The sequence below is a fragment of the Flavobacterium cryoconiti genome (genome assembly GCF_048158645.1).
In the GTDB taxonomy this organism is placed as follows: domain Bacteria; phylum Bacteroidota; class Bacteroidia; order Flavobacteriales; family Flavobacteriaceae; genus Flavobacterium; species Flavobacterium cryoconiti.
In genome coordinates, this window is sequence record NZ_JBLNKW010000007.1 from 104,665 (window position 1) to 128,615 (window position 23,951).

At 33.5% G+C, this 23,951-nt stretch carries 22 protein-coding genes; 13 read left to right on the top strand and 9 right to left on the bottom strand.

The genetic code is table 11. The features are described 5' to 3' along the window. Window positions 1–22 precede the first annotated feature (22 nt). The 12 genes from hisD (at window position 23) to ACM55H_RS11445 (ending at window position 12,487) form a co-directional block, all read left to right on the top strand. The gene (hisD, locus tag ACM55H_RS11390) at window positions 23–1,315 is read left to right on the top strand and encodes a histidinol dehydrogenase (RefSeq protein WP_416836602.1); all 1,293 of its coding nucleotides are present in this window, start codon (window positions 23–25) and stop codon (window positions 1,313–1,315) included. After that, on the top strand, window positions 1,305–2,360 hold the full coding sequence (hisC, locus tag ACM55H_RS11395) for a histidinol-phosphate transaminase (RefSeq protein WP_416836603.1): 1,056 nt from the start codon (window positions 1,305–1,307) through the stop codon (window positions 2,358–2,360). Before hisD ends, hisC begins: the two co-directional genes overlap by 11 nt. A gap of 15 nt (window positions 2,361–2,375) precedes the next feature. Further along, window positions 2,376–3,512, top strand: coding sequence for a bifunctional histidinol-phosphatase/imidazoleglycerol-phosphate dehydratase HisB (hisB, locus tag ACM55H_RS11400; protein ID WP_416836604.1), 1,137 nt, complete (start codon window positions 2,376–2,378; stop codon window positions 3,510–3,512). A 78-nt stretch (window positions 3,513–3,590) separates the two neighbouring features. Beyond that, window positions 3,591–4,178 carry an imidazole glycerol phosphate synthase subunit HisH gene (gene hisH, locus ACM55H_RS11405; protein ID WP_416836605.1) on the top strand — a complete coding sequence of 196 codons (588 nt, stop codon included), beginning with the start codon at window positions 3,591–3,593 and terminating at the stop codon, window positions 4,176–4,178. A gap of 99 nt (window positions 4,179–4,277) precedes the next feature. Further along, window positions 4,278–5,009 (top strand): 1-(5-phosphoribosyl)-5-[(5-phosphoribosylamino)methylideneamino]imidazole-4-carboxamide isomerase, encoded by a 732-nt coding sequence (gene hisA, locus ACM55H_RS11410; protein ID WP_416836607.1) that lies wholly within the window; start codon window positions 4,278–4,280, stop codon window positions 5,007–5,009. 9 nt (window positions 5,010–5,018) lie between these two features. After that, window positions 5,019–5,378, top strand: coding sequence for a four helix bundle protein (locus tag ACM55H_RS11415; protein ID WP_039108137.1), 360 nt, complete (start codon window positions 5,019–5,021; stop codon window positions 5,376–5,378). A gap of 33 nt (window positions 5,379–5,411) precedes the next feature. Continuing rightward, window positions 5,412–6,167: an imidazole glycerol phosphate synthase subunit HisF gene (gene hisF, locus ACM55H_RS11420; RefSeq protein ID WP_416836609.1), complete on the top strand. Its 756-nt coding sequence runs from the start codon at window positions 5,412–5,414 to the stop codon at window positions 6,165–6,167. A gap of 30 nt (window positions 6,168–6,197) precedes the next feature. Beyond that, the gene (gene hisIE, locus ACM55H_RS11425) at window positions 6,198–6,797 is read left to right on the top strand and encodes a bifunctional phosphoribosyl-AMP cyclohydrolase/phosphoribosyl-ATP diphosphatase HisIE (protein ID WP_039108135.1); all 600 of its coding nucleotides are present in this window, start codon (window positions 6,198–6,200) and stop codon (window positions 6,795–6,797) included. 129 nt (window positions 6,798–6,926) lie between these two features. Continuing rightward, the gene (locus tag ACM55H_RS11430) at window positions 6,927–8,072 is read left to right on the top strand and encodes an alpha/beta hydrolase (RefSeq protein WP_416836610.1); all 1,146 of its coding nucleotides are present in this window, start codon (window positions 6,927–6,929) and stop codon (window positions 8,070–8,072) included. Window positions 8,073–8,125: 53 nt separating this feature from the next. Beyond that, the gene (locus tag ACM55H_RS11435; protein ID WP_416836611.1) at window positions 8,126–9,559 is read left to right on the top strand and encodes a leucyl aminopeptidase family protein; all 1,434 of its coding nucleotides are present in this window, start codon (window positions 8,126–8,128) and stop codon (window positions 9,557–9,559) included. A gap of 3 nt (window positions 9,560–9,562) precedes the next feature. Next, on the top strand, window positions 9,563–10,777 hold the full coding sequence (locus ACM55H_RS11440) for an ATP-grasp domain-containing protein (protein ID WP_416836612.1): 1,215 nt from the start codon (window positions 9,563–9,565) through the stop codon (window positions 10,775–10,777). A gap of 54 nt (window positions 10,778–10,831) precedes the next feature. Beyond that, entirely contained in the window at window positions 10,832–12,487 is a 1,656-nt protein-coding gene (locus ACM55H_RS11445) for a M1 family metallopeptidase (RefSeq protein ID WP_416836613.1), read from the top strand. Between the two features lie 50 nt (window positions 12,488–12,537). Here the strand turns inward: ACM55H_RS11445 and ACM55H_RS11450 are convergent, their stop codons facing one another. Then, window positions 12,538–13,374, bottom strand: coding sequence for an AraC family transcriptional regulator (locus ACM55H_RS11450; protein WP_416836614.1), 837 nt, complete (start codon window positions 13,372–13,374; stop codon window positions 12,538–12,540). A 156-nt stretch (window positions 13,375–13,530) separates the two neighbouring features. Between ACM55H_RS11450 and ACM55H_RS11455 the strand changes: the two genes are divergently transcribed. Beyond that, entirely contained in the window at window positions 13,531–14,526 is a 996-nt protein-coding gene (locus ACM55H_RS11455) for a phytanoyl-CoA dioxygenase family protein (protein ID WP_416836615.1), read from the top strand. Between the two features lie 53 nt (window positions 14,527–14,579). On the opposite strand, the gene ACM55H_RS11460 is transcribed toward ACM55H_RS11455, so the two are convergent. From ACM55H_RS11460 to ACM55H_RS11495, 8 genes are all read right to left on the bottom strand, one after another. Next, entirely contained in the window at window positions 14,580–15,455 is an 876-nt protein-coding gene (locus ACM55H_RS11460; RefSeq protein WP_416836616.1) for a sugar phosphate isomerase/epimerase family protein, read from the bottom strand. 20 nt (window positions 15,456–15,475) lie between these two features. Further along, window positions 15,476–16,369 (bottom strand): hydroxypyruvate isomerase family protein, encoded by an 894-nt coding sequence (locus ACM55H_RS11465; protein WP_416836617.1) that lies wholly within the window; start codon window positions 16,367–16,369, stop codon window positions 15,476–15,478. Window positions 16,370–16,380: 11 nt separating this feature from the next. Further along, entirely contained in the window at window positions 16,381–17,619 is a 1,239-nt protein-coding gene (locus ACM55H_RS11470) for a nucleoside permease (protein ID WP_416836618.1), read from the bottom strand. A 76-nt stretch (window positions 17,620–17,695) separates the two neighbouring features. Beyond that, the gene (locus tag ACM55H_RS11475; protein WP_416836619.1) at window positions 17,696–18,379 is read right to left on the bottom strand and encodes a 3-keto-disaccharide hydrolase; all 684 of its coding nucleotides are present in this window, start codon (window positions 18,377–18,379) and stop codon (window positions 17,696–17,698) included. A 20-nt stretch (window positions 18,380–18,399) separates the two neighbouring features. Beyond that, window positions 18,400–19,866, bottom strand: a complete 1,467-nt coding sequence (locus tag ACM55H_RS11480; protein WP_416836620.1) for a Gfo/Idh/MocA family protein — start codon at window positions 19,864–19,866, stop codon at window positions 18,400–18,402. 86 nt (window positions 19,867–19,952) lie between these two features. Next, window positions 19,953–21,005 carry a sugar phosphate isomerase/epimerase family protein gene (locus tag ACM55H_RS11485; RefSeq protein WP_416836621.1) on the bottom strand — a complete coding sequence of 351 codons (1,053 nt, stop codon included), beginning with the start codon at window positions 21,003–21,005 and terminating at the stop codon, window positions 19,953–19,955. Between the two features lie 36 nt (window positions 21,006–21,041). After that, window positions 21,042–22,205, bottom strand: a complete 1,164-nt coding sequence (locus ACM55H_RS11490; protein ID WP_416836622.1) for a Gfo/Idh/MocA family protein — start codon at window positions 22,203–22,205, stop codon at window positions 21,042–21,044. Between the two features lie 10 nt (window positions 22,206–22,215). Beyond that, on the bottom strand, window positions 22,216–23,919 hold the full coding sequence (locus ACM55H_RS11495) for a GMC oxidoreductase (RefSeq protein WP_035672590.1): 1,704 nt from the start codon (window positions 23,917–23,919) through the stop codon (window positions 22,216–22,218). Between the last annotated feature and the right edge of the window lie 32 nt (window positions 23,920–23,951).

Here is a 23,951-nt window from a genome sequence, read left to right on the forward strand (position 1 = left end):
CTTTGCGGTTAAAAACAATACAATGAATAAAATATACAATCCAAAACCAGAAACTTGGTCTTCCATTTTAGAGAGACCTACTAAAACTGTTGATGATATTGAAGCAACAGTAAAGGAAATTTTCAAGGAAGTACAAAAGAAAGGTGATGTTGCTGTTGCAAAATACACGTCGCTTTTTGATGGCGCATCAATCGAAAAGTTAGAGGTTTCTAAAGCTGAAATTGAAGCGGCTATTGCATCCATTTCTTCTGAATTAAAAGAAGCTATTCAACTGGCAAAGTCAAACATAAAAAAATTCCATTCTGCTCAAAAAACAGAAAGAGTAGCAGTAGAAACTATTGAAGGAGTAAATTGTTGGCAAGAAAAAAGACCAATCCAAAAAATAGGATTGTATATTCCCGGCGGAACCGCTCCATTATTTTCTACAGTATTAATGCTTGCTGTACCAGCAGAAATCGCAGGTTGCAACGAAATTGTTTTGTGTTCTCCGCCGGATAAAAACGGAAATATAAATCCAGCTATTTTGTATGCTGCAAATTTATGTGGCGTAACTAAAATTTTGAAAGTAGGAGGAATACAAGCTATTGCCGGAATGACTTTTGGAACAGAAACGATTCCTAAAGTATATAAAATATTTGGCCCTGGAAATCAATTTGTGACGGTTGCTAAACAATTGGCAACGCAATTTGGCGTGGCAATCGATATGCCTGCCGGTCCATCGGAATTATTGATTGTGGCGGATGATACCGCTGTTCCAGCTTTTGTAGCATCTGATTTATTATCTCAAGCAGAACACGGAGCTGATAGTCAGGTAATTTTAGTTTCCACATCAAAAAAAATAATTGATGCCGTTGAAAACGAAATTCAAATACAAATGGACTTACTTCCAAGAAAAGCGATTGCTGAAAAAGCCATTGCCAATTCTAAATTGATTTTTGTAGATAACGATACAATTGCCTTGGAATTGATCAATGAATATGGCCCGGAACACTTTATTATTTGTTCTGAATTTGATGATTTTTATAGCAATGGCGTTCATAATGCAGGTTCTGTTTTTATAGGTAATTATACACCTGAAAGTGCTGGTGATTATGCGTCAGGAACTAATCATACGTTGCCAACAAATGGTTATGCAAAAAATTATAGTGGTGTAAATCTGGATAGTTTTACGAAAGCGATGACTTTTCAAAAAATAACTAAAAAGGGAATACAAAACATAGGTAAAGCTATTGAAATCATGGCAGAAGCCGAAGGATTGCAAGCGCACAAAAATGCTGTTACATTACGATTAAAAGCAATTGAAAATGGAAAATAATTTCAATATAAATAATATAGTTAGAGAAAACGTTAAGCAACTAAAACCCTATTCTTCGGCTCGTGATGAATTTGAGGATTTTGATACTGCAGATATGATTTTTTTGGATGCCAATGAAAATCCGTTTGAAAATGGGGTCAACAGGTATCCGGATCCACAACAAATGAGTGTAAAAGGAATTTTGGCAAAACAAAGAAATGTCAAAACGAATCAAATTTTATTGGGTAACGGAAGTGATGAAGTGTTGGATTTATTATTCAGAGCTTTTTGTGAACCAAAAAAGGACAATGTAATTACTTTACCACCAACATACGGAATGTATGGTGTTTTGGCTAATATTAATGCAGTTGATAATAAAGAAATTTTACTTTCGGAGGATTTTCAACCGCAAATTGAGAAAATTATGGAAGCTGTTGATTCAACTACAAAAATCATCTTTTTGTGTTCTCCCAATAATCCAACCGGGAATTCATTTTCGGATGAAAGCGTAGCCTATTTGTTGAAAAACTTCAATGGTTTGGTTGTAATTGACGAAGCGTATATTGACTTTTCAGAAAAGGAAAGTTGGATCAATGAATTAGACGAATATCCTAATTTGGTTATTACTCAAACACTATCAAAAGCGTATGGTTTAGCAGGAATACGTTTGGGAATTTGTTATGCATCCGCAGAAGTAATTTCGGTTTTAAATAAAATAAAACCACCATATAATGTGAATGAGCTAACTCAAAAAAGAGCTTTGGATAGGTTAGCTAATTCAGAAAAAATAAAATCTGAAATTGAATCTATAATAGAACAAAGAGATAAGTTACTTAAAGTATTACTTAATATAGATTTTGTTAATATTATCTATCCAACAGAAGCCAATTTTATTCTGATAAAAGTGGATAATGCCAATAAAAGATATGATGAATTGATTGCTAAAGGAATCGTCATTAGAAACAGAACAACCCAACCATTATGCGATAATTGTTTACGCTTAACCGTTGGAACCGAAATAGAAAATAAAAAATTAATAGCAGCATTACAAAGCCTAAACGCTTAGTTTAAATATAATATAATGAAAAAAATACTTTTTATAGATCGTGACGGAACAATGGTTTTGGAACCAAATGATTATCAATTAGACAGTTTTGAAAAATTAGAATTTTATCCAAAAGCGTTTCAATTCCTTGGGAAAATTGCTTTAGAACTAGATTTTGAACTCGTAATGGTTACAAATCAAGATGGTTTGGGAACTGATTCTCATCCGGAAATTAACTTTTGGCCAGTTCATAATTTAATTATGAAGGCTTTTGAAAATGAAGGAGTTATTTTCAAAGAAGTATTAATTGACAAAACATTTCCGCACGAGAATGCGCCAACTCGCAAGCCTGCAACGGGTTTATTGACAAAATATATTGATAATCCGGAGTATGATTTAGAGAATTCATTCGTAATAGGAGACAGAATAACTGACGTAGAATTAGCAAAAAACCTGGGTTCAAAAGCTATTTTTATCAACACGGACGAAGCTTTGGGAAGTACTGAAATTGCTTCGAAAAGAGAAGAACTGGACTCGGTTATCGCTTTACAAACTACAGATTGGAAAGTAATTTATGAGTTTTTGAAATTAGAAGAACGTTCTGCTTCAATTGAAAGAAAAACGAATGAAACGGATATTTACATCAACTTAAACCTTGACGGAACCGGAAAAAGTAAAATCGAAACTGGAATTGCCTTTTTTGACCACATGCTGGACCAAATTGCGCGTCACGGACAAATGGATTTAGAAATCCTTGTAAAAGGAGATTTAGAAGTCGATGAACACCACACTATTGAAGACACTGCGATTGCACTTGGAGAAGTTTTTGCAAAAGCATTAGGAAATAAATTAGGAATAGAACGTTACGGTTTTTGTTTGCCAATGGATGATTGTCTGGCACAAGTGGCTATTGATTTTGGAGGCAGAAACTGGTTGGTTTGGGAAACCGAATTCAAACGCGAAATGGTAGGAAAAATGCCGACTGAGATGTTCTATCATTTCTTCAAATCTTTCTCGGATGGTGCTAAAGCAAACATTAATATCAAGGCAGAAGGAACGAACGAACATCACAAGATTGAAGCCATTTTTAAAGCTTTTGCAAAAGCAATAAAAGTAGCAGTAAAAAGAGATACGGAGAAGATGATTTTACCAAGTACGAAGGGGATGCTTTAAAAAATTTATGAATTATAAATTATGAATTATTAAGTGTTAAATCCTTAATGAAACTTAATTTCTTAATGGTTAAAAAGAATGAAAATAGTAATCATAAATTACGGCGCAGGAAATATTCAAAGCATTATGTTTGCCATCGAAAGACTGGGATTCAAAGCAGTTTTGAGTAATAATCCGGACGAAATAAAGGCAGCCGATAAAGTTATTTTTCCAGGCGTTGGTGAAGCAAGTTCAGCAATGAAAATGCTTTTAGAAAGTGGTTTGGAAACTTTGATTCCAACCTTGAAACAACCCGTTTTAGGAATTTGTCTGGGAATGCAATTGATGTGCAACAAATCAGAAGAAGGGAATACAAAAGGTTTGGGAATTTTTGATGTTGATGTAATCAAATTTACGCCAAAAGTGAAAGTGCCACAAATGGGTTGGAACCAAATTTATAATTTGAAATCACCATTGTTTAGCGGTATTAATGAAAATGAATACATGTATTTGGTACATAGTTTTTATGTGCCGAACTGTCCCGAAGCCATTGCCACAACAGATTACGAAGTAGAATACGCCTCAGCTTTGCAGAAGGATAATTTCTACGGAACACAATTTCACCCAGAAAAAAGTGGCGATATTGGAGAACAAATTTTGGCTAATTTCTTAAAATTAAATAATTGAAAAATTTGAAGATTGAAAAATTAGAGAATCAAATATTTCTTTAATCAACAATGCCAATCTTTAAATAATTCAATTTTTAAATCTTTAAATTAAAAATAAATGAGAATAATACCCGCAATAGATATCATAGAAGGAAAATGTGTTCGCTTATCAAAAGGCGATTACAATACCAAAATTATATACAATGAAAACCCGCTTGAAGTGGCGAAATCATTTGAAGCACACGGAATCGAATATTTGCATCTGGTTGATTTAGACGGTGCAAAGTCAAGCCAAATTGTGAATTATAAAATACTGGAGCAAATAGCTACGCAAACCAAATTGAAAATTGATTTTGGAGGTGGATTAAAATCGGATTCCGATTTGAAAATTGCTTTTGAAAGTGGTGCGAATCAAATTACCGGTGGAAGTATTGCTGTTAAGAACAGAGAACTATTCGAAAAATGGATTGTAGAATATGGTTCTGATAAAATTATTTTGGGAGCAGATGCTAATAATGAAAAAGTAGCAGTTTCAGGTTGGTTAGAAGATTCTAATGAAGACTTGATTCCATTTATCCAAGACTACCAAAATAAAGGAATTCAGTATGTAATTTGTACGGATATTGCCAAAGACGGTATGCTTGAAGGGCCATCTTTTGATTTATATGCTAAAATTTTGGCGGAAGCCAGCGGCATAAAATTGATTGCTTCAGGAGGAATTTCTACTTTTGATGAATTACCAAAACTAGCAGAAATGGGTTGTGAAGGAACGATAATTGGAAAAGCAATTTATGAAGGAAGAATTTCGTTGAAACAATTGGAAAACTATGTTTTAAGTATGAATTATTAAGTATTAAACATGAGTGAAGACGTAATAAAAATAAAAAGTTTTTCTTTTGCCATTAGAATTGTTAATTTATATAAAACTTTAAATACTAGAAGTGAATATGTAATGAGTAAACAAATTTTACGTTCTGGAACTTCTGTTGGTGCAAATATTAGAGAAGCTAAAAATGCAGAAAGCAAAGCTGATTTTATTCATAAAATGGGTATTTCTCAAAAAGAAGCAGATGAAACGTTATATTGGCTTGAACTCTTACAAGCAACAAGTTATATTTCGAATGAAGAATTTTTAAGTTTAAATAATGATGGTGTCGAAGTTTTAAAATTAATAAAAAGCATAATTATTACTTCTAAAAACAATATCAAAAAAACTTAATAATTCATCCTTACAATTTAATACTTAATTTAGATGTTAACAAAAAGAATTATTCCCTGCCTCGATATAAAAAACGGAAGAACTGTAAAAGGCGTTAATTTTGTGGACTTGCGTGATGCAGGAGATCCGGTGGAATTAGCCAAAATATATTCGGATGAAGGTGCTGATGAATTGGTTTTTTTAGATATTTCGGCAACGGAAGAAAGAAGAAAAACCTTAGTTGATTTGGTTCGTAAAGTCGCTTCAACTATTAATATTCCGTTTACTGTTGGTGGTGGAATTTCATCAGTTAGTGATGTTGAAGTGTTGTTGCAAAACGGAGCAGACAAAGTTTCCATTAATTCATCGGCTGTAAAAAATCCGCAGTTGATTAATGATTTAGCACAAAAATTTGGAAGCCAATGTGTTGTTGTTGCTATTGATGCCAAGCAAATTAATGGACAATGGATTGTTCACTTAGTTGGAGGAAAAGTACCTACAGAATTGAATTTATTTGATTGGGCAAAGGAAGTGGAACAAAGAGGTGCAGGCGAAATCCTGTTTACCTCAATGGATAATGACGGAACTAAAAATGGATTTGCAAATGAAGCTTTGGCAACACTTTCGGACTTAGTTAATATTCCGATTATTGCTTCTGGTGGTGCGGGAAACATACAACATTTTGTAGATACTTTTCTGGAAGGAAAAGCTGACGCAGCATTGGCCGCAAGTGTATTTCATTTTAAAGAAATTGAAATCAAAACATTAAAAAAAGAACTTAAAAACAACAATATCGAAGTTAGGATATAACAATCCTAAATCGAAAATCCTAAATTACAAATGAATATAGATTTTTCAAAAAATACAGACGGATTAATTCCTGCCATAATTCAAGATAGCGAAACCAAAACGGTTTTGATGTTGGGTTTCATGAACGCCGAAGCATATCAAAAAACGGTTGACACTAAAAAAGTTACTTTTTATAGTCGTACGAAACAAAGGCTTTGGACAAAAGGCGAAGAAAGCGGCAATTTCCTGAATCTGATTGACATCAAAAACGACTGTGATAATGATACTTTATTGATACAGGTAAAACCAGAAGGACCAACATGTCATAAAGGTACAGATACGTGTTGGGCTGACGAAAACAAAGCTGATTATGGCTTTATTTCTAATTTAGAAGATACAATCCAACTTCGAAGAGAAAATGCGGATTCTGAAAAAAGTTACGTTGCTTCATTGTTTAAATTAGGGATGAACAAAATTGCTCAAAAAGTAGGTGAGGAAGCGATTGAAGTTGTTATCGAAGCCAAAGATGATAATGATGATTTATTTTTGAGCGAAAGTGCTGATTTGCTTTTCCATTACCTTATATTGTTACAAGCTAAAGGATTTAAACTAAATGATGTTGTGGAAGTCTTAAAAAGTCGCCAAAAGTAAAATCCATCAAATAATTTTTACAAATACAAACCCAATAGGAAATTCATTTGCTATTGGGTTTTCTTTTTTCTTTTATTTCAAATCGCAATCGACTATATTTACTATTTATTTTTAAAATACAAGTAGTCAATGCAAGTGATGAATTCAGACAATACCACATTTACCGAAGAAATAAATAATCCGATTCTAAATACAGGGCTACATATAATCCTTACAACTGATGAAGATGATGCGAGACCCGTTTATATTTCAGGGAATTTTAATCAATGGCGCACTCAGGACAAAGAATTCATAATGGAGAAAATTGGTATTGGTTTGTATCATTATAAATTTCCACATGATTTTGATTATCCTTCCGAGCTTTTGTATAAATTTACTAAAGGGGATTGGAGTGAAGTAGAAATTGACAGTCGCGGAAATCGTACCGAAAACCGCTCAACAAGCAATCATACTGGTATTCAAAAAGAACACGTAGCCAGATGGAGAAAGAACTGGTTGCCGTTTAAGCAATCTTTTTTGCCACAAGTTCAGCTGATTTCAGATGAATTTATAATTCCGCAACTCAACAAAACCAGGAAAATTTGGGCTTTATTACCTCATGATTATGACAATTCAAGTGAAAGTTATCCAGTTATGTATTTGCAGGATGCCCAAAATTTATTCAATGAAGCAGCCGAATTTGGCAATTGGGAAATTGATAAAAAACTGGCAGTTATGTCAGAATATAAAATTGGGAAAATTATAATAATTGCTATAGAACACGCCGAAGAAGATCGGATAAAAGAATATAATGTTGGGAAAACTGTATTGGGGAAAGGTCAAGGTAAAAAATACATTCGATTTGTAACTGATACTTTAAAACCTTATGTTGACAGTAATTTTCGAACCAAAAAAGAAAGGGAATTTACTGGTATAGGAGGAAGTTCTATGGGCGGATTGATTAGTATTTTTAGTGGTCTGAGAAGCCCCGAAGTTTATGGGAAGTTAATGATTTTTTCACCATCACTTTGGGTCGTTCCTGAATTAAAAATCAATGCTGAAAAAGCTAATTCAGCTGATACAAAAATCTATTTGTATGCTGGGGGAAATGAAAGTGCAACAATGATTGAACACGTAAAAAAGTTTCAAAAGGATTTGATTTCAAGCGAATTTGTAAAAGATAAATCAAAGATTAACTTAAGTATCAATAGACAAGGAAAACATAGCGAAACCTATTGGAGTGATGAATTTCCTAAAGCAATTGAATGGTTGTTTTTTAATACAAAAAAAACGTAGATACACTATTTAAAGTGTCTTCAATCAATAAGCGAAAAAAATTAAAAGAACAAATGAAAACAAATACAGTAGTAAACTTAGATAATTTTTCAGGAACGATTTTAATTCCAGCTTTTGAAACGTACTCAAAAAGTATTGTTCCCATCGCATTTAATGGATTAGAAATTGCTTCCAAAGTTTTTTTTGGTAAAAAAGACACCCACTATTTAGCTGAAAAGGATAACAATACATATATTTTTATTGGTTTAGGAAAAGCGATAGACTATAAATCTTTGAAAACTATTTTTCGTCGGATTTCATCGAAACAAAAAGATAATTTTAGTTCGAATGTCGCTTTAGTTATACCGGAACAATTTACTCAGGATCAGGTTGAAGCCATCGTTTCTGGTTTGCTTTTAGGAACCTATGATTTAGGTCATTTTAAAACAGAGAAAAAGGAGCATCCTTTTTTAGATCCTGATTTTACTTTGAATCTGGTTTCTGAAAAAGATTATTTGGCTACAGCCAAAAAAGGAATTAAAATAGCCAAAGCACAATTAGCAACTTATAATTTGGTCGATTTACCTCCTAATACTGTCAATCCAAAATATTTGGCGAATTGGGCTAAAGAGACTGGGGAAAAATATGGATTTGATGTAGAGGTCCTCGGTTATGAAGCTTCAAAAATTGCAGGCCTTGGCGCATTTTTGGCGGTAGGAAAAGGAAGTGAAAATGAGCCTCAATTTATCATTATGAATTACACTCCTGCAGCCCAAGTGGAACACATAAAACATGTTGGATTAGTGGGAAAAGGAATAACCTTTGATACCGGTGGATTAAATATAAAAACAGCAGGAATGGTCCATATGAAATGTGATATGGCTGGTGGTGGCGCAGTACTAGGAGCCATGCAACTTATAGCCGATTTACAATTGCCAGTAAAAGTTACCGCTATTGTTCCTTGTGCCGAAAATTCAGTTGACAGTAAATCCTTTTTGCCTAGTGATGTGATTCACAGTTACAGTGGACATTCAATAGAAATAATTGATACAGATGCCGAAGGCCGACTTGTTTTAGCCGATGGATTATCGTATTTGATTAAAAATTTCAAACCAGAATATATTGTTGATATCGCCACACTTACAGGAAGCAGTGTTGGTACTTTTGGTTATGAATGTGGTGCTTTGTTTACCAATAATGAAGAAATGGCTAAGAAATTACAAGAAAACGGGGATGCAATTGGTGAGCGTTTGTGGCCTTTACCACTTTGGGATGTTTATAAATCAGACATTGAAAGCGATATTGCCGATGTGAAAAATTATAGTGGAAAACCAGTTGCCGGAGCAATAAGCGCAGCAAAATTTTTAGAATATTTTACCCAAGAGCATAAAGCTTGGGCACACCTTGACGTTGCAGGAGTGGCATTTGGCGATGATGAATTTGCTAAAAGTAAACATGCAACTGGGTATGGAGTTCATTTATTAACTAAGTTCATAGAAAATTTATAACGTATGGAAAACTCTAAAACCTTCCTTTGTATTTCAAATTATTTTAAGGGTGCCGATTTTTTAATTAATTTAAAAAAATCAGGCAACAAAGTCTATTTAGTGACGAGTGAAAAACTGAGAGACAAACCTTGGCCGCATCAATACATTGATGAGATTTTTTATATGGAAGGTCAGGATGTCGATTGGAATTTAGAGCATTTATTATTAGGTGTTGGCAATTTCATGAAGTCTACAAAAATTGATGCCATAGTAGCTCTCGATGATTATGATGTAGAGAAAGCAACTTATCTCCGTGAAAATCTTCGTATTGACGGAATGGGACAAACCACTGGACGTTATTTTAGAGATAAACTCGCTATGCGCATGAGAGCGAAAAGTTGCGGCATTCCAATTCCTGCTTTTTGTTCGTTATTTAATGATCATGACATCAATACTTTTGCTGATACGATTGAAGCTCCGTGGGTTTTAAAACCACGCTCAGAAGCTTCGGCGTCAGGGATTATAAAAGTATATGACAAAGAGAGTTTATGGATTCACATTAACGAAATGGGGAATAATAGATTCAAATATTTATTGGAGCAATTCAAACCAGGCGATGTGTATCATTGTGATAGTTTGATTTCGGATAGTAAAGTAATCTTTAGTTTAACTTCAAAATATTTGGCTACACCAATGGAAATTTCACAAAGCGGAGGTGTTTTTCGTTCTGCCAATATTCCTTATGATTCTGATGATGACAAAGCCATCAAAAAGATAAATGAACAAGTATTGAAAGGCTTTGGATTGAAACATGGTGCCGCTCATACTGAATTTATAAAATGCAAGGATGATGGACAAATCTATTTTCTGGAAACATCATCCCGAGTAGGAGGTGCGCATCTGGCGGAAATGGTTGCCGAAGCTTCCGGCATTAATTTATGGAAAGAGTGGGCAGCAATTGAAAATGCTTTGGTAAAAGAAACCAAATACGCTTTACCAAAAGTAAAAAAAGAATATGCTGGTATTGTTCTGACTTTGTCTAAATTTCAGCATCCTGATTTATCATCGTTTTCAGATTCAGAAGTTTGCTTCAGGGTTCCGTTGGAATATCATGCAGGATTGATTGTAAAATCGGATAATCAGGTACGGATTTTAGAGCTCTTGGAGGATTATGGCAATCGTTTAGCTACTGATTTTACAGCGGTAGTAGAACAAAATTCAGTTTCAAAATTGCATTAATGTATCATTTATTGGTATAAATTAATTCATCTTTTATTTCTAAGTTTCAAATTCATGAAAAAATATTTCAGCGTTATTTTTATTGCATTTCTTATTTTTAATAGTGCTAATGCACAAGGGCTTCTTGGACATAAAGAGCAAGTATTTACCAGACAAGATTCATTACGAGGTAGTATTACTAAAGAAAGAGCTTGGTGGGATGTGAAATACTATCATCTTGATGTAAAGGTAAATCCTTCCGATAGTACTATAACAGGCTCTAATACCATACGATATCAAGTGGTACAAGAATACTATAGGATGCAAATTGATTTGCAGAATCCAATGGAGATATACAAAGTCATTCAAGATGGCGTAACTTTAAAATTCAAAAGAGAAGGAAATGCTTTTTTTATTGAATTTATAGCTCCTCAAAAAATAGGTTCAACAAAAGAACTTACTGTGTTTTACGGAGGAAAACCTAAGGTTGCTGTAAATCCACCTTGGGATGGTGGTATAACCTGGAAAAAAGACAGTAATGGGAATCCTTTTATAGCTTCTTCTTGTCAAGGATTAGGTGCCAGCGTTTGGTGGCCTAACAAAGACCATATGTATGATGAAGTTGAGAATATGCTTATTAGCGTGAATGTTCCAAAAGGTTTGACAGATGTTTCCAATGGTCGTTTGCAAAGCGTCAAACAAATGAAAGACGGAACGAAAACATACAATTGGTTTGTATCAAATCCCATCAATAATTATGGAGTAAATATAAATATTGGTGATTACGTTACCTTTTCAGAAAAATTTAAAGGAGAAAAAGGAGATTTGGATTGCACTTACTATGTTTTGAGAAACAATCTGGACAAAGCAAAAAAACAATTTCAAGATGTACCAAAAATGCTAAAAGCTTTCGAACATTGGTTTGGACCTTATCCATTTTATGAAGATAGTTATAAATTAGTTGAAGCTCCTTATTTAGGAATGGAACATCAAAGTAGTGTAACGTACGGGAATGGTTTTAAAAATGGATATTTAGGAAGAGATTTAAGTGGAACGGGTTGGGGTTTAAAGTTTGATTACATCATTATTCATGAATCAGGACATGAGTGGTTTGCTAATAATATCACTTATAAAGATATTGCTGACATGTGGATACATGAAAGTTTTACTGATTATTCTGAAAGTCTTTTCCTTGAATATTATTATGGTAAGGAAGCGGGATATACATACGTAAGAGGAATTAGAAAAAATATTGCAAATGATAAACCAATTATTGGTAACTATGATGTAAACAATGAAGGCTCCAGTGACATGTATTACAAAGGAGCAAATATGCTACACACTTTGCGCCAAATTGTGAATGATGATGCCAAATGGAGAACTATTTTAAGAGGTTTGAACAGTACTTTTTATCATCAAACAGTTACCACCAAACAAATCGAAGATTACTTAAGTCAACAAGTTGGAATTGAGTTAAATCCATTCTTTAACCAATATTTGAGAGATATCAGAATTCCGACATTAGAATATTTTTTCAAGGATAATCATCTTGGCTATCGTTGGACGAATTGTGTTCCGGGATTCAATATGCCTGTTAAAGTAACTTTAAATGGAAAAGAAGAATTGCTGAAACCAGAAACGGAATGGAAAGGTATTCCAGCTAAAACTGAAAATTCAAAATTAGAAATTGACAAAAATTTTTATGTTGCAGGATTTAATATAACTGAATAAAAAGTTAATAGAAGGATGTGTTATTCAAATATAATTAGGAACGCATCCTTTTATCTTTTTTTAAACTGAATCGGATTTTCACCTACCACTTTTTTGAAAATTCGATTAAAATAGGATAGACTTTCAAAACCGCATTCGTAACAAGTTTCAGTTACATTTTTATCACTTTTTAAAAGTCTTTTAGCTTGTTCAATTCGATATTGATTTAGAAATTCAGTAAACGTCAATCGTGTCATTTTCTTAAAATAGCGACAAAAAGCAGCTTTTGATAAATGAGTCAGCTTTGCTATTTCTTCAATGGAAACAGCCCTTTGATAATTATTTTCTATAAATTTATAGACCTCTTTTAATCGTAGCTGTTCTTTATTATTATATAGATTTTCAAATGGCTTATCATGTAAAAGAGTCATTTCACTCGATGTTGCTAAAATTTGAAATAAAGACAACACCTCTATAAATTGTTCAAAATGGGATAAAAGATGAATTTTTTGAAGTCTTTTTCCAATTTTATTCTTTATGTCTCCATGAAAACTAACTACCTTTTTTGAATTTTCAAATAATTGATAAATGGAAACTAATTCAGGAGTTGTAATAAAATCATTTTTGAAAAAATCTTCTTTTATTTGTAAAACTACTTTTTCATATTCCGTTTTAATTCCATAATCAAAATTCAAATGAGGAATATTGGAACCTATAAAAACCAAATCACTTCCTTCAAAATCACTAACATGATTTCCCACATGTCGGGTTCCATTTGGCGCAAAAATAAAAGTCAATTCAAATTCGGGATGAAAATGCCAGTAGTAAAAATCATTCAATTTTGGATTCACTAAGATTCTAAATGAACTTCCAGCTAATCTTTTTATATCTTCAAAAACTATTTTCATACTTTGATAAACTCTATAATTGTTCAAAAATATACATATCTTAGATTAAAGGTACTAAATAAATCAATATTGTACAAATAGTAGTAAATTTTGTGAAAGTATTTAGCCTTCACTTTTTCTAATTTTGAATTAGTAATAACACTAAATATCAGAACAATGGAAAAGAATGATAAATCAATGACACCAACTATGACTCCTACAATGGCGCCAAATAATGCTCACAAAGATATTCCTGGGAATCCATCAACAGCAAAATCCAGTACATCTAAATTAAATGATCGGTCTAATGGGAAACCATTACGTTTACTGACAGAAGAAGATTGGAAATTTTGGATCGAGAATGGATACATTGTAATAAAAAATGCTGTGCCAAAGGAAAATGCTAAAAAGATGGCAGATTTTTTATGGGAATTTGAAGAAAAAAATCAAAATGATCCTGAAACTTGGTACGCTCCACCCAGAGCCGAAATGCAAATGAAAGAGCTTACTAATAGTGGTATGGTTGAAGTATACAACCATCAATACCAATGGGATAATAGACAAATGCAAAAAGTATATGATGCGTTTGTAGACATTTGGGGAACAGAAAAATTATGGGTTACAATAGATAGAGCCAATCTCAATTTGCCAATTAGACCTGGTTATGATTTCAAAGGATTCATACATTGGGATTATGACCCGGAAACAAAACCGCAAAACGTACAAGGAGTACTTGCATTAGCCGATCAAACTGATGAAAACATGGGAGGTTTTCAATGTATTCCTGATTTATATCGAAATTATGACACTTGGAAATTAACGCAACCAGAAGGTAGAAATCGTTTCAAACCTGATGTTGCCGGACTGGAAGATAAATTTGTAAAAGTAAAAATGGAAGCGGGTGATTTATTAATTTTCAATAGTACACAACCTCATGGAATACGTCCAAATATTACAAAAGATAAAGTGAGAATGGCACAATATATTTCAATGATGCCAGCTGAAGAGGATAATGAAGAATTACGTCAATGGCGTATCAATTCTTGGCAAAACCGAATTGCACCAGAAGGATATGCATTTCCTGGAGATCCTCGTAATTGGGAACAAACTAAATATGAAACAGCTAGATTGAGTAAATTGGGAGAAAAATTATTAGGAGTAACAAAATGGTAATAAAAAAAGGGATACTGAGTATCCCTTTTTTATATAACTATATTTCTTGAAAATTATATTAAATTATTTTTAATGTAATTGTAACTTACCGCTGCAGATTCTATTGGATTGGGTTTGTAATTAGATTCATGTTCCAAAAAGAAACGTTTCATTCCAGAAAGTTCGGCTTCAGCAAAAATAGCTTTAAAATCTATCGAACCAGTTCCAATTTCTGCATTAAAATTTGGATTTATTTTATCCATATCTTTTACATGCCACATTTTAAAACGTCCCGGATGTTCCTTAAATAATTGCAATGGGTTATTTCCGGAACGAACTACCCAGTATAAATCCATTTCAAAATCAACTAAGTTTTTATCAGTATTGTTTAATAAAATCTCATATCCTGTAGTAGATTCAAATTTTTCAAATTCAAAATCATGATTGTGATATGCTAATTTTAAACCTGAAGCCTTACAAATTTCAGCAGCCTGATTTATTTTTGATGCTAATTTTTTATAATCATCAATACTTTTTCCTCTTAAGTTTTGTACAATATAAGGTACTGTAACGTATTCACTCCCTAAAATATTTGCAGTCTCAACATAAGACTTAATAGCTTCTGTTGATCCATTTTCTATATATCCATTGAAATCAAAATGATTACTGGTCGCCTTTAAACCATTATCGCACAGCATCGATTTAAAATCCTTTACAGAAGTACCAAAAAAACCATTACTTGGGGAATATCCAAAAGTTTCTACTTCATTAAATCCTACTTTTCCAACTTGGGCTAATACACCTTTAACATCTTTAGGTAAAGTCTCTCTTAAAGTCCATAATTGAATTCCAATCGCTTTTTTTCTTGAAGTAAATGCAAATGAAGGAGCAATAGCTAATGCTCCCAATGCCAAACCGCTATTTATTAAAAAATCTCTTCTTTTTATCATCAGTAATTTTTTTTAATTAGTTAAATATCACATATTGTAATAGCCTGTTTTAAGGAGGCTAATTTGTTTGGATTTTTAGGAATAAATTCTTGACCTACAAATCCTTTATAACCTGTTTTGGCAATTGCTTTCATTATTGCCGGGTAATTTAGTTCCTGTGTCTCGTCTATTTCATTTCTACCAGGAACTCCTGCAGTATGAAAATGGGCAATATAATGGTGATTTTCATTTATGTTTCTAATAACATCACCTTCATCAATTTGCATGTGGTATATATCATATAGCAACTTGAAATTTTCAGAATTTAAACGTTTTGCCAATTCAACTCCCCAATATGTTTTATCACATTGATAGTCTTTATGGTCGATTTTACTATTTAACAATTCCATTACCAGTGTTACATTATGTTTTTCTGCCAATGGGATTAGTTTCTGCAAACCAATTACGCAATTATTCCAACCTTCCTCATCTGTTTTCCCTCTTCTGCTTCCACTAAAACAAATTAGATTTTTATATCCAGCTTTCGCAACTAGCGGAATCATTTCTGTGTAATTTTTTATCAGTGTTTCATGGAATTTGACATCATTGAAACCATCAACTAAATTAATTTCTGCTCCATTGCACATGGTAGATACTAAATCATATTTTTTCAATATAGGCCAATCTTTAGTCCCAACTAAATCTATACCCGTGATTCCCATTTTTTTCACTTCGATGCAAAGATTTTCTATGTCAAAATCGCTAAAACACCATCTTGCAACGGAATGATTTATATTTCCCTTTAAAAAATTAGATGTCATATCTGTTTCATTTTTTGGCATAGCCAAAGCAGAAAAACCACTTGGAATACTCATTGCCGCAGTCCCGGCAAGAATCCCTTTTATAGCAGATCTTCTATTTAAATTGGTACTCATACATTTTGTTTTTATACTGCTGTAATTTCATTTTCTGTTTTACTTTTATCATTAAATAGAAGTGCAAAAAGGAAAAATACCCCTAATGCTATACCTGCTGGAATAATCCATACCATTTTCCAATCAATTGTTCCATCAAGCATTTTGTAATTATCTGTTATCCAGCCCGCAACTGCAAAACCTATCAACATACCTACACCATAAGTAGCTAATGTTATTAAACCTTGTGCAGCACTTTTATATTTTTCACCCGCTTTGGAGTTGGTGTATATTTGACCTGATACAAAGAAGAAATCATAGCAAATACCGTGTAAAGCAATACCAATTATAAGCATAAAGCTCAAATCACTTCCATTACCATAAGCAAATAAAACATAACGAATTGCCCAAGCTAACATTCCTAATAAAATGGTTTTCTTAAAACCAAAACGGCTGAAAAATACTGGAATTAATAATAAAAATAAAGCTTCAGATATTTGTCCAATGGCCATTTTCCCTGTTGGATTTTCAACTCCAGCTTCGGTTAAAAATGGATGTGCATTTTGATAGTAAAAAGCTAATGGAATGCATATAAGGATTGATGAGATAAAAAAGACTGCAAAGTTTTTATCTTTTAAAAGTTTTAAAGCATCAAGACCGATAATATCTCCAATTTTAATTTTTTCATCACTTACTTTCGGTGGCGTTTTTGGTAATAAAAAACTAAATATTCCTAAAATGAAAGCGGCTATTCCTGCTAAAAGGAATGTGTTTTTTAATAATCCATTTGATACACCTTCAGCTGAATCCCAATGAAACAGAAAGCTTATAGATAATCCGGCTAAAATCCAACCGATGGTTCCCCAAACTCTAATATTTGCAAATTCTTTTTCAGGATCTTTCATTTGATTAAAAGCAACTGAATTTACCAGTGCCAATGTAGGCATATACAAAATCATATATCCTAAAACATAAGAGTAAAAAACAGTAACATCATCTGAAACATACATTTGATACATCAAAAATGCTCCAATGAGATGAAGAATACCAAAAATTTTCTCTGCATTAAAATAACGGTCGGCAATCAAACCAATAATAAAAGGAGCAATAATTGCGCCCCACGATTGTGTTGAAAAAACAGCAGCAGTTTCTGAACCTGAAGCATGTAAATTACTTGCTAAAAAAGTGCCTAGTGTTACAAACCATGCTCCCCAGATAAAAAATTCTAGGAACATCATTACAGATAATTTAATTCGGATTGTGGTATTCATTGGTTTTAGGTTAGTTAATATAAATCGTTTATAGTTTTTTATTTTAATGTTAATTTGTGAAAATTATCTCCTAGAATTATAGTTCTTTAATTACAATATTTCTATACCAAACATTTTCACCATGATCTTGCAGGGCTATTTTTCCAGTTTTAAAGGTTCCAAAATTTTTCCAAGAAGCAAATTTACTTCCAGCAATAAGTGATTTCCAATTGTCATTCCAAAGTGTTGTTTCAACAACAATAATTCCATTCAATTTTAAAGTAAGCTGACCATTATTACTAATTATTTCAGCTGTATTCCATTCTCCAACAGGTTTAACGGGTTCAATATCACTTTTTATTAGATCGTATAAATTGCCAGCTCTATGTTTAATTATTTTTCCATCAGGATGTCCATCATTATCCAAAACCTGCATTTCTAAACCAGTTTCATAAGTATTCTTATACTTTTTAGGATCTTCATGAATGTAGAATATAATTCCGCTATTCGATTTTGGTGCTACTTTCCATTCCAATTTTAAATGAAAATTAGTATATTCCTTATCAGTTACAATATCTCCTCCCTGACCATTTGTAATTGCTGATGGGTCAAAATGTAGCGTACCATCTTCAACTTTCCAAGCAGTGCCCACTGTACTTTTGCCATAAGTATGCCAACCTTTGGTGGTTTTTCCATCAAAAAGTGGTTTAAACTCATTTTGAGCATTTGTTATTTGTACCATGACCATTAATGTTAATAAACTTAGGATTTTTTTTATCATGATGATTGTTTTAAATACTTTTATAAAGTTAAATTATTCCAACCCTGACGATATTCCCTTTTTACAAATTGATTAACATCATCAAAATTTGTAATTTTCATAGCATCATTATCCCAAAGTAATTTTACGGATCTACCTGGATATTTAATTTTCCCAAGTGTTTCTTTTTGAATATCGTAGCCTCTGATAGCCAAATTAGCCATTAATAATGCCTCGGTTAAAGGACCAGCTATTTCAAAAGGAGAACTTAATTCTTGCTTCCCAGGACCCGCAATAGCAGCTTCAACCCACTGTTTATAATGTCCATCTGCTCCACCGCTTACTCTAGCGTATTTTTGGGTAACGTTTATATTTTGATTTTTTGTCAAAGGGAGCAAACGAGGGTTCATTCCATAAGTATCACACATCATTTTTCCTTTTGTACCAACAAATAAAGTACCGTTTCCACCATCTCCAAAAATTTCATTTGGTTCTAATTCTAAGGGTCTTTCTGGTTGAATTCCTCCATCCATCCAATGTAAAGTTACATCACCATTCGTTTTATTAGTTTTAGGAAAGGTTAACGTCACATGGCTTGAAGGGGGGCAACTTTGTGGAAAGTAACCTCTTTTAAATTCATCAACATAGACAGATCCAACACTACATTGTACATCTTTAGCATATTTTAAATTTAATACACTAAAAGGAGCTTCAATCAGATGACACCCCATGTCGCCTAATGCACCTGTACCATAATCCCACCATCCACGCCAGTTGAAAGGGACTAATTTATCTACATAATCTCTTTGTGGAGCAGTTCCTAACCATAAATTCCAATCTAATTCTTTTGGAATTTCAGCTTTTGTAGTAGGCCAGGGGATACCTTGTGGCCAAACTGGACGATCAGTCCAAGCATATACAGTATGAACATCTCCAATTAAATCAGCTTCAAACCATTCCTTCATTATTCGGGTTCCATCGTTTGATGCACCTTGATTCCCCATTTGGGTTACCACTTTGTATTTTTTTGCAGCTTGAGTTAAAATACGAGCTTCATAAATATCATGTGTTAACGGTTTTTGAACATATACATGCTTACCTAATTGCATTGCTGCCAAGGTTTGTATTGCATGATTATGATCTGGCGTTGCTACTGAAACAGCATCAAAATTTTTATGTTCTTTATCGAACATTTCTCGCCAATCTTTGTAATATTTGGCTTTAGGAAATGCTGCAACGCTCTTAGCCGCTCTTCGATCATCAACATCACATAGAAAAGAAATATTTGCTTTTCCACTTTTATCAAACATAGCAATATCAGATTGCCCTTTTCCACCCACACCTATACTGGCAATTAATAAACGATCACTTGGAGCTACAAATCCTCTTCCTAAAACATGTCTGGGAACAATCATAAATGCCGCAGCAGCTATAGCACCAGTTTTTATAAAATCACGACGATTCGTTATAATTTTATTCTCTTTATCGTCTTCTTTTTTAATATCCATTATAAGATGTATGTTTTTATTATGAAATACAGAAAGTCTATTGGTACTTGAACTTATTGTCTAATTTGACTACGTTTCGGATTGTTTTATAATCCTAAATTCTTCATATTGAATGCTTTGTCTGTTTCAACTGCAGCAAAATCATCGAAAGCTTTATCAGTTACTTTTATAATATGTTTTTTTATAAATTCAGCACCTTCACGGGCTCCATCTTCTTGATTTTTAATACAACATTCCCATTCCATAACTGCCCAACCTTTATAATCGTATTGTGCTAATTTGCTAAAAATGGTTTTAAAATCAATTTGCCCATCGCCAGGTGAACGATAGCGTCCTGCACGATTTGCCCAACTTTGGTATCCTCCAAAAGTGCCTTGTTTTCCTGTTGGGTTAAATTCTGCATCCTTAACATGAAATGCTTTTATTCGTTCATGATAAAAATCAATATACTGGATATAATCTAATTGTTGTAAAACAAAATGGGAGGGATCGTATAAAATACAAGCTCTGGAGTGATTATTTACAGCTTTTAAGAACATTTCATATGTTTCACCGTCAAATAAATCTTCTCCGGGATGAATTTCATAACAAAGATCGACACCGTTTTGATCAAATTCATTTAAGATAGGCAACCAACGTTTTGCTAATTCAGCAAATCCATCTTCCACTAAACCTGGTGGACGTTGTGGCCATGGATGAAAATATTGCCAAAGTAATGAACCACTGAAAGTAGCATGTGCATTTAAACCTAAATTATGAGATGCTTTTGCAGCATATTTCAACTGTTGAACAGCCCATTCTTGTCTTGCTTTTGAATTCCCATGGACATTTTTAGGTGCAAAAGCATCAAAAAAATCATCATAAGCAGGATGAACCGCTACTAATTGACCTTGTAAATGCGTTGATAATTCAGTGATTTCTAATCCGTATGATGCAATGGTACCTTTTAATTCGTCTGCATACGTTTTACTTTCAGCTGCTTTTTGTAAATCAATGAATCGAGTATCTAATGTTGGCATTTGAATACCTTTAAAACCTAAATCGGCTGCCCATTTACAAATTCCATCTAAGGAATTAAAAGGAGCTTCATCACCAATAAACTGGGCTAAAAATACTGCAGGACCTTGTATTGTTGTCATTTATTTATTTTAATTTTTTTTATGAATACCCTTTTACTACAAAATGTAAGGAGTCCATTTTTTATCTGAATGTGCTGAAACAACTACGTTATCAATAAATGCCATACCTCTTAATCCATCTTCAACAGAAGGGAAATCTAACATTTCTGGAGTAGGTTCTTTACCATCTAGTTTACAACCAAGCGTTAATGCAAAATTGCGATAGATATTAGCAAATGCTTCTAAATATCCCTCTGGATGACCTCCAGGAGTACGACAATTATGGGTAGCAAATGAGGATAAATGTCCATAATTGCTACCGGCTCTTAGAATTTGTGCGGGTTCTTCTAACCATCTTACGATTAAAGTATTAGGATCATGTTGCAACCATTCTATTCCACCTTTTTCACCATAAACTCTAATTCTTAAAGCATTTTCTTCTCCTGCAGCAACTTGAGACGCCATTAAAACACCTTTAGCACCATTATCAAATTTTAACATTACGGCTCCGTCATCATCCATTACACGTCCTTCAACTAATGTATTTAATTCCGCACAGACATCTGTAATCTTAGATCCTGTAATATATTCTGCTAAATGAGCTGCATGAGTACCAATGTCTCCCATTACAGAACTTTTTCCCGCCTTTGTTGGATCTGTTCTCCAAGCAGCTTGTGCATTACCTTCTCTTTCAGATAATTTACTCAACCATCCTTGAGGGTATTCTACCCAAACTTTTCTTATCTTTCCTAGTTTGCCTTCTCTTACCATAGCTTTTGCCTGTTTTACCATTGGGTAACCGGAATAGGTATGTGTCAAACAAAGGATTAATCCTGTTTCTTTTATTTTTTGTTCCAAAAGTTTAGCTTCTTCTAATGAAAAAGTGATTGGTTTTTCGATTACGACATTAAAACCATAATCTAAAGCCATCATAGCAGGTGCAAAATGCGCAAAATTGGGAGTAACAATAGTCACAAAATCCATTCGCTCATTAGCTGGCAATGCAGCTTCAGCTTTAAACATTTCTTCATAAGTTAGGTATGTTCTTGATTCTGGAAGAAACAAGGCTTTTCCTGATGCAATTGCGGTTTCTGGTTTTATACTCAATGCACCACAACTTAATTCTATAAGCCCATCCATATTGGCGGCTAAGCGGTGAATGGCACCTATAAAAGCATCTTGGCCACCACCGACCATACCCATTTTTAATTTTCTATTCATCTTTTGTATACTAAATATTCCCTTTTTTTAATTCTTTTACTGCATAATCACAAGCTCTAGCCGTTAATGCCATAAAGGTCAATGATGGATTTTGGCAAGCAATTGATGGCATACAAGAACCATCTGTTACAAATACATTATTTACTTCGTGCATTTGATTCCATTTGTTTAGGACAGAAGTTTTAGGGTCGTTACCCATTCTGGCTGTACCCATTTCGTGGATAGCCATTCCAGGATAACATTCATTATCATACGTTTCTACATTTTTAATTCCTGATGCTTCAAGCATTTCTGCTGCATCATTCATCATGTCAATTCGCATTTTTTTCTCATTTTCTTTGTATTCGCAATCAATGGCTAATACCGGTTGACCCCATTTGTCTTTTTTATCATGGTTGATATAGACCTTATTTTCATAATATGGCAACATTTCACCAAAACCACCTAATCCCATATTCCATGTATCAGCAGGAAGACTCATTTTGTCTTTAAAATCTCCACCAAAAGCTAATTCTGCAACTTCTTCATGCCAAGGATTTCTACTGGCACCACCTTGATAACCAAAACCTCTTAAATAGTCTCTTTTGTCATTGCCAATATTTTGATACCTAGGAACATAAATACCATTAGCTCTTCGGCCATAAGTATATTTATCTTCAAAACCTTCCGCTTTTCCTGAAGCACCACAACGGAAATGATGATCCATTAAGTTATGTCCTAATTGACCACTGGCATTACCTAATCCTTCCGGATGTGCTTCTGAAGTTGAATTTAATAAAATAAATGTGGAACCTAAAGTGGAGCCATTTACAAAAACAATTTTAGCATAAAACTCCATTGTTTCATTGGTTTCTGCATCAATCACCATAACCCCTTTTGCTTTCTTGGTATCTTTATCATAAATGATATGATTTACAATGGAGTAGGGTCTTACAGTTAATCTTTTAGTTGCCATAGCAGCAGGAAGGGTAGCAGATTGTGTACTGAAATAAGCACCAAACGGACAACCGCGACTACATAAATTTCTATATTGGCAATTCCCACGACCATTATGAGGAACAGTCAAGTTTGCTGTACGTCCAATGGTAAGAATACGTGTTCCTTTATAATGCTTTTCCATTCTTTCCTTAACGGATTTCTCCACACAGTTCAAATCCATTGGTGGTAAAAATATACCATCTGGTAAAAGAGGCCAATTTTCTGCTTGCCCGCTTATTCCTGCAAATTTTTCTGCATAATCGTACCAAGGGGAAATATCTTTATAACGAATAGGCCAGTCATTACCATGACCATCTTTGGCATTATCTTCAAAGTTATGATCACTTAAACGATAACTTTGACGTCCCCACATTAAGGATTTTCCACCTACATGAAAACCTCTGTACCAGTCAAAACGTTTGTCTTCGGTATACGGGCATTCTAAATCATTTACCCACCATTTTTCATTTGCTTCACTATATGGGTAATCTCTTGTTTGAACAGGATGCGTTCTTTTTTGCTCTTCGGTCATTTTTCCGGCATGCTTAAATTCCCATGGATTTTTCATGGCCGAATCGTAATCTTTTATGTGTTCGATGTTCATTCCGCGTTCCAACATCAAGACTCTTAATCCTTTTTCAGTTAGTTCTTTTGCGGCCCAACCACCACTTATTCCTGAACCTACAACAATTGCGTCATAAGTATTTTCTTCTTTTAAATTTGAATTTATATTCATTCTAGAGGAGTTCTATTAGGTTAATTTGAAGA

Excerpts from the sequence above, each read along its gene's own strand:
- hisD (WP_416836602.1), top strand. The coding sequence starts at position 23 with ATGAATAAAATATACAATCCAAAACCAGAAACTTGGTCTTCCATTTTA.
- hisC (WP_416836603.1), top strand. The coding sequence starts at position 1,305 with ATGGAAAATAATTTCAATATAAATAATATAGTTAGAGAAAACGTTAAG.
- hisB (WP_416836604.1), top strand. The coding sequence starts at position 2,376 with ATGAAAAAAATACTTTTTATAGATCGTGACGGAACAATGGTTTTGGAA.
- hisH (WP_416836605.1), top strand. The coding sequence starts at position 3,591 with ATGAAAATAGTAATCATAAATTACGGCGCAGGAAATATTCAAAGCATT.
- hisA (WP_416836607.1), top strand. The coding sequence starts at position 4,278 with ATGAGAATAATACCCGCAATAGATATCATAGAAGGAAAATGTGTTCGC.
- ACM55H_RS11415 (WP_039108137.1), top strand. The coding sequence starts at position 5,019 with ATGAGTGAAGACGTAATAAAAATAAAAAGTTTTTCTTTTGCCATTAGA.
- hisF (WP_416836609.1), top strand. The coding sequence starts at position 5,412 with ATGTTAACAAAAAGAATTATTCCCTGCCTCGATATAAAAAACGGAAGA.
- hisIE (WP_039108135.1), top strand. The coding sequence starts at position 6,198 with ATGAATATAGATTTTTCAAAAAATACAGACGGATTAATTCCTGCCATA.
- ACM55H_RS11430 (WP_416836610.1), top strand. The coding sequence starts at position 6,927 with ATGCAAGTGATGAATTCAGACAATACCACATTTACCGAAGAAATAAAT.
- ACM55H_RS11435 (WP_416836611.1), top strand. The coding sequence starts at position 8,126 with ATGAAAACAAATACAGTAGTAAACTTAGATAATTTTTCAGGAACGATT.
- ACM55H_RS11440 (WP_416836612.1), top strand. The coding sequence starts at position 9,563 with ATGGAAAACTCTAAAACCTTCCTTTGTATTTCAAATTATTTTAAGGGT.
- ACM55H_RS11445 (WP_416836613.1), top strand. The coding sequence starts at position 10,832 with ATGAAAAAATATTTCAGCGTTATTTTTATTGCATTTCTTATTTTTAAT.
- ACM55H_RS11450 (WP_416836614.1), bottom strand. The coding sequence starts at position 13,374 with ATGAAAATAGTTTTTGAAGATATAAAAAGATTAGCTGGAAGTTCATTT.
- ACM55H_RS11455 (WP_416836615.1), top strand. The coding sequence starts at position 13,531 with ATGGAAAAGAATGATAAATCAATGACACCAACTATGACTCCTACAATG.
- ACM55H_RS11460 (WP_416836616.1), bottom strand. The coding sequence starts at position 15,455 with ATGATAAAAAGAAGAGATTTTTTAATAAATAGCGGTTTGGCATTGGGA.
- ACM55H_RS11465 (WP_416836617.1), bottom strand. The coding sequence starts at position 16,369 with ATGAGTACCAATTTAAATAGAAGATCTGCTATAAAAGGGATTCTTGCC.
- ACM55H_RS11470 (WP_416836618.1), bottom strand. The coding sequence starts at position 17,619 with ATGAATACCACAATCCGAATTAAATTATCTGTAATGATGTTCCTAGAA.
- ACM55H_RS11475 (WP_416836619.1), bottom strand. The coding sequence starts at position 18,379 with ATGATAAAAAAAATCCTAAGTTTATTAACATTAATGGTCATGGTACAA.
- ACM55H_RS11480 (WP_416836620.1), bottom strand. The coding sequence starts at position 19,866 with ATGGATATTAAAAAAGAAGACGATAAAGAGAATAAAATTATAACGAAT.
- ACM55H_RS11485 (WP_416836621.1), bottom strand. The coding sequence starts at position 21,005 with ATGACAACAATACAAGGTCCTGCAGTATTTTTAGCCCAGTTTATTGGT.
- ACM55H_RS11490 (WP_416836622.1), bottom strand. The coding sequence starts at position 22,205 with ATGAATAGAAAATTAAAAATGGGTATGGTCGGTGGTGGCCAAGATGCT.
- ACM55H_RS11495 (WP_035672590.1), bottom strand. The coding sequence starts at position 23,919 with ATGAATATAAATTCAAATTTAAAAGAAGAAAATACTTATGACGCAATT.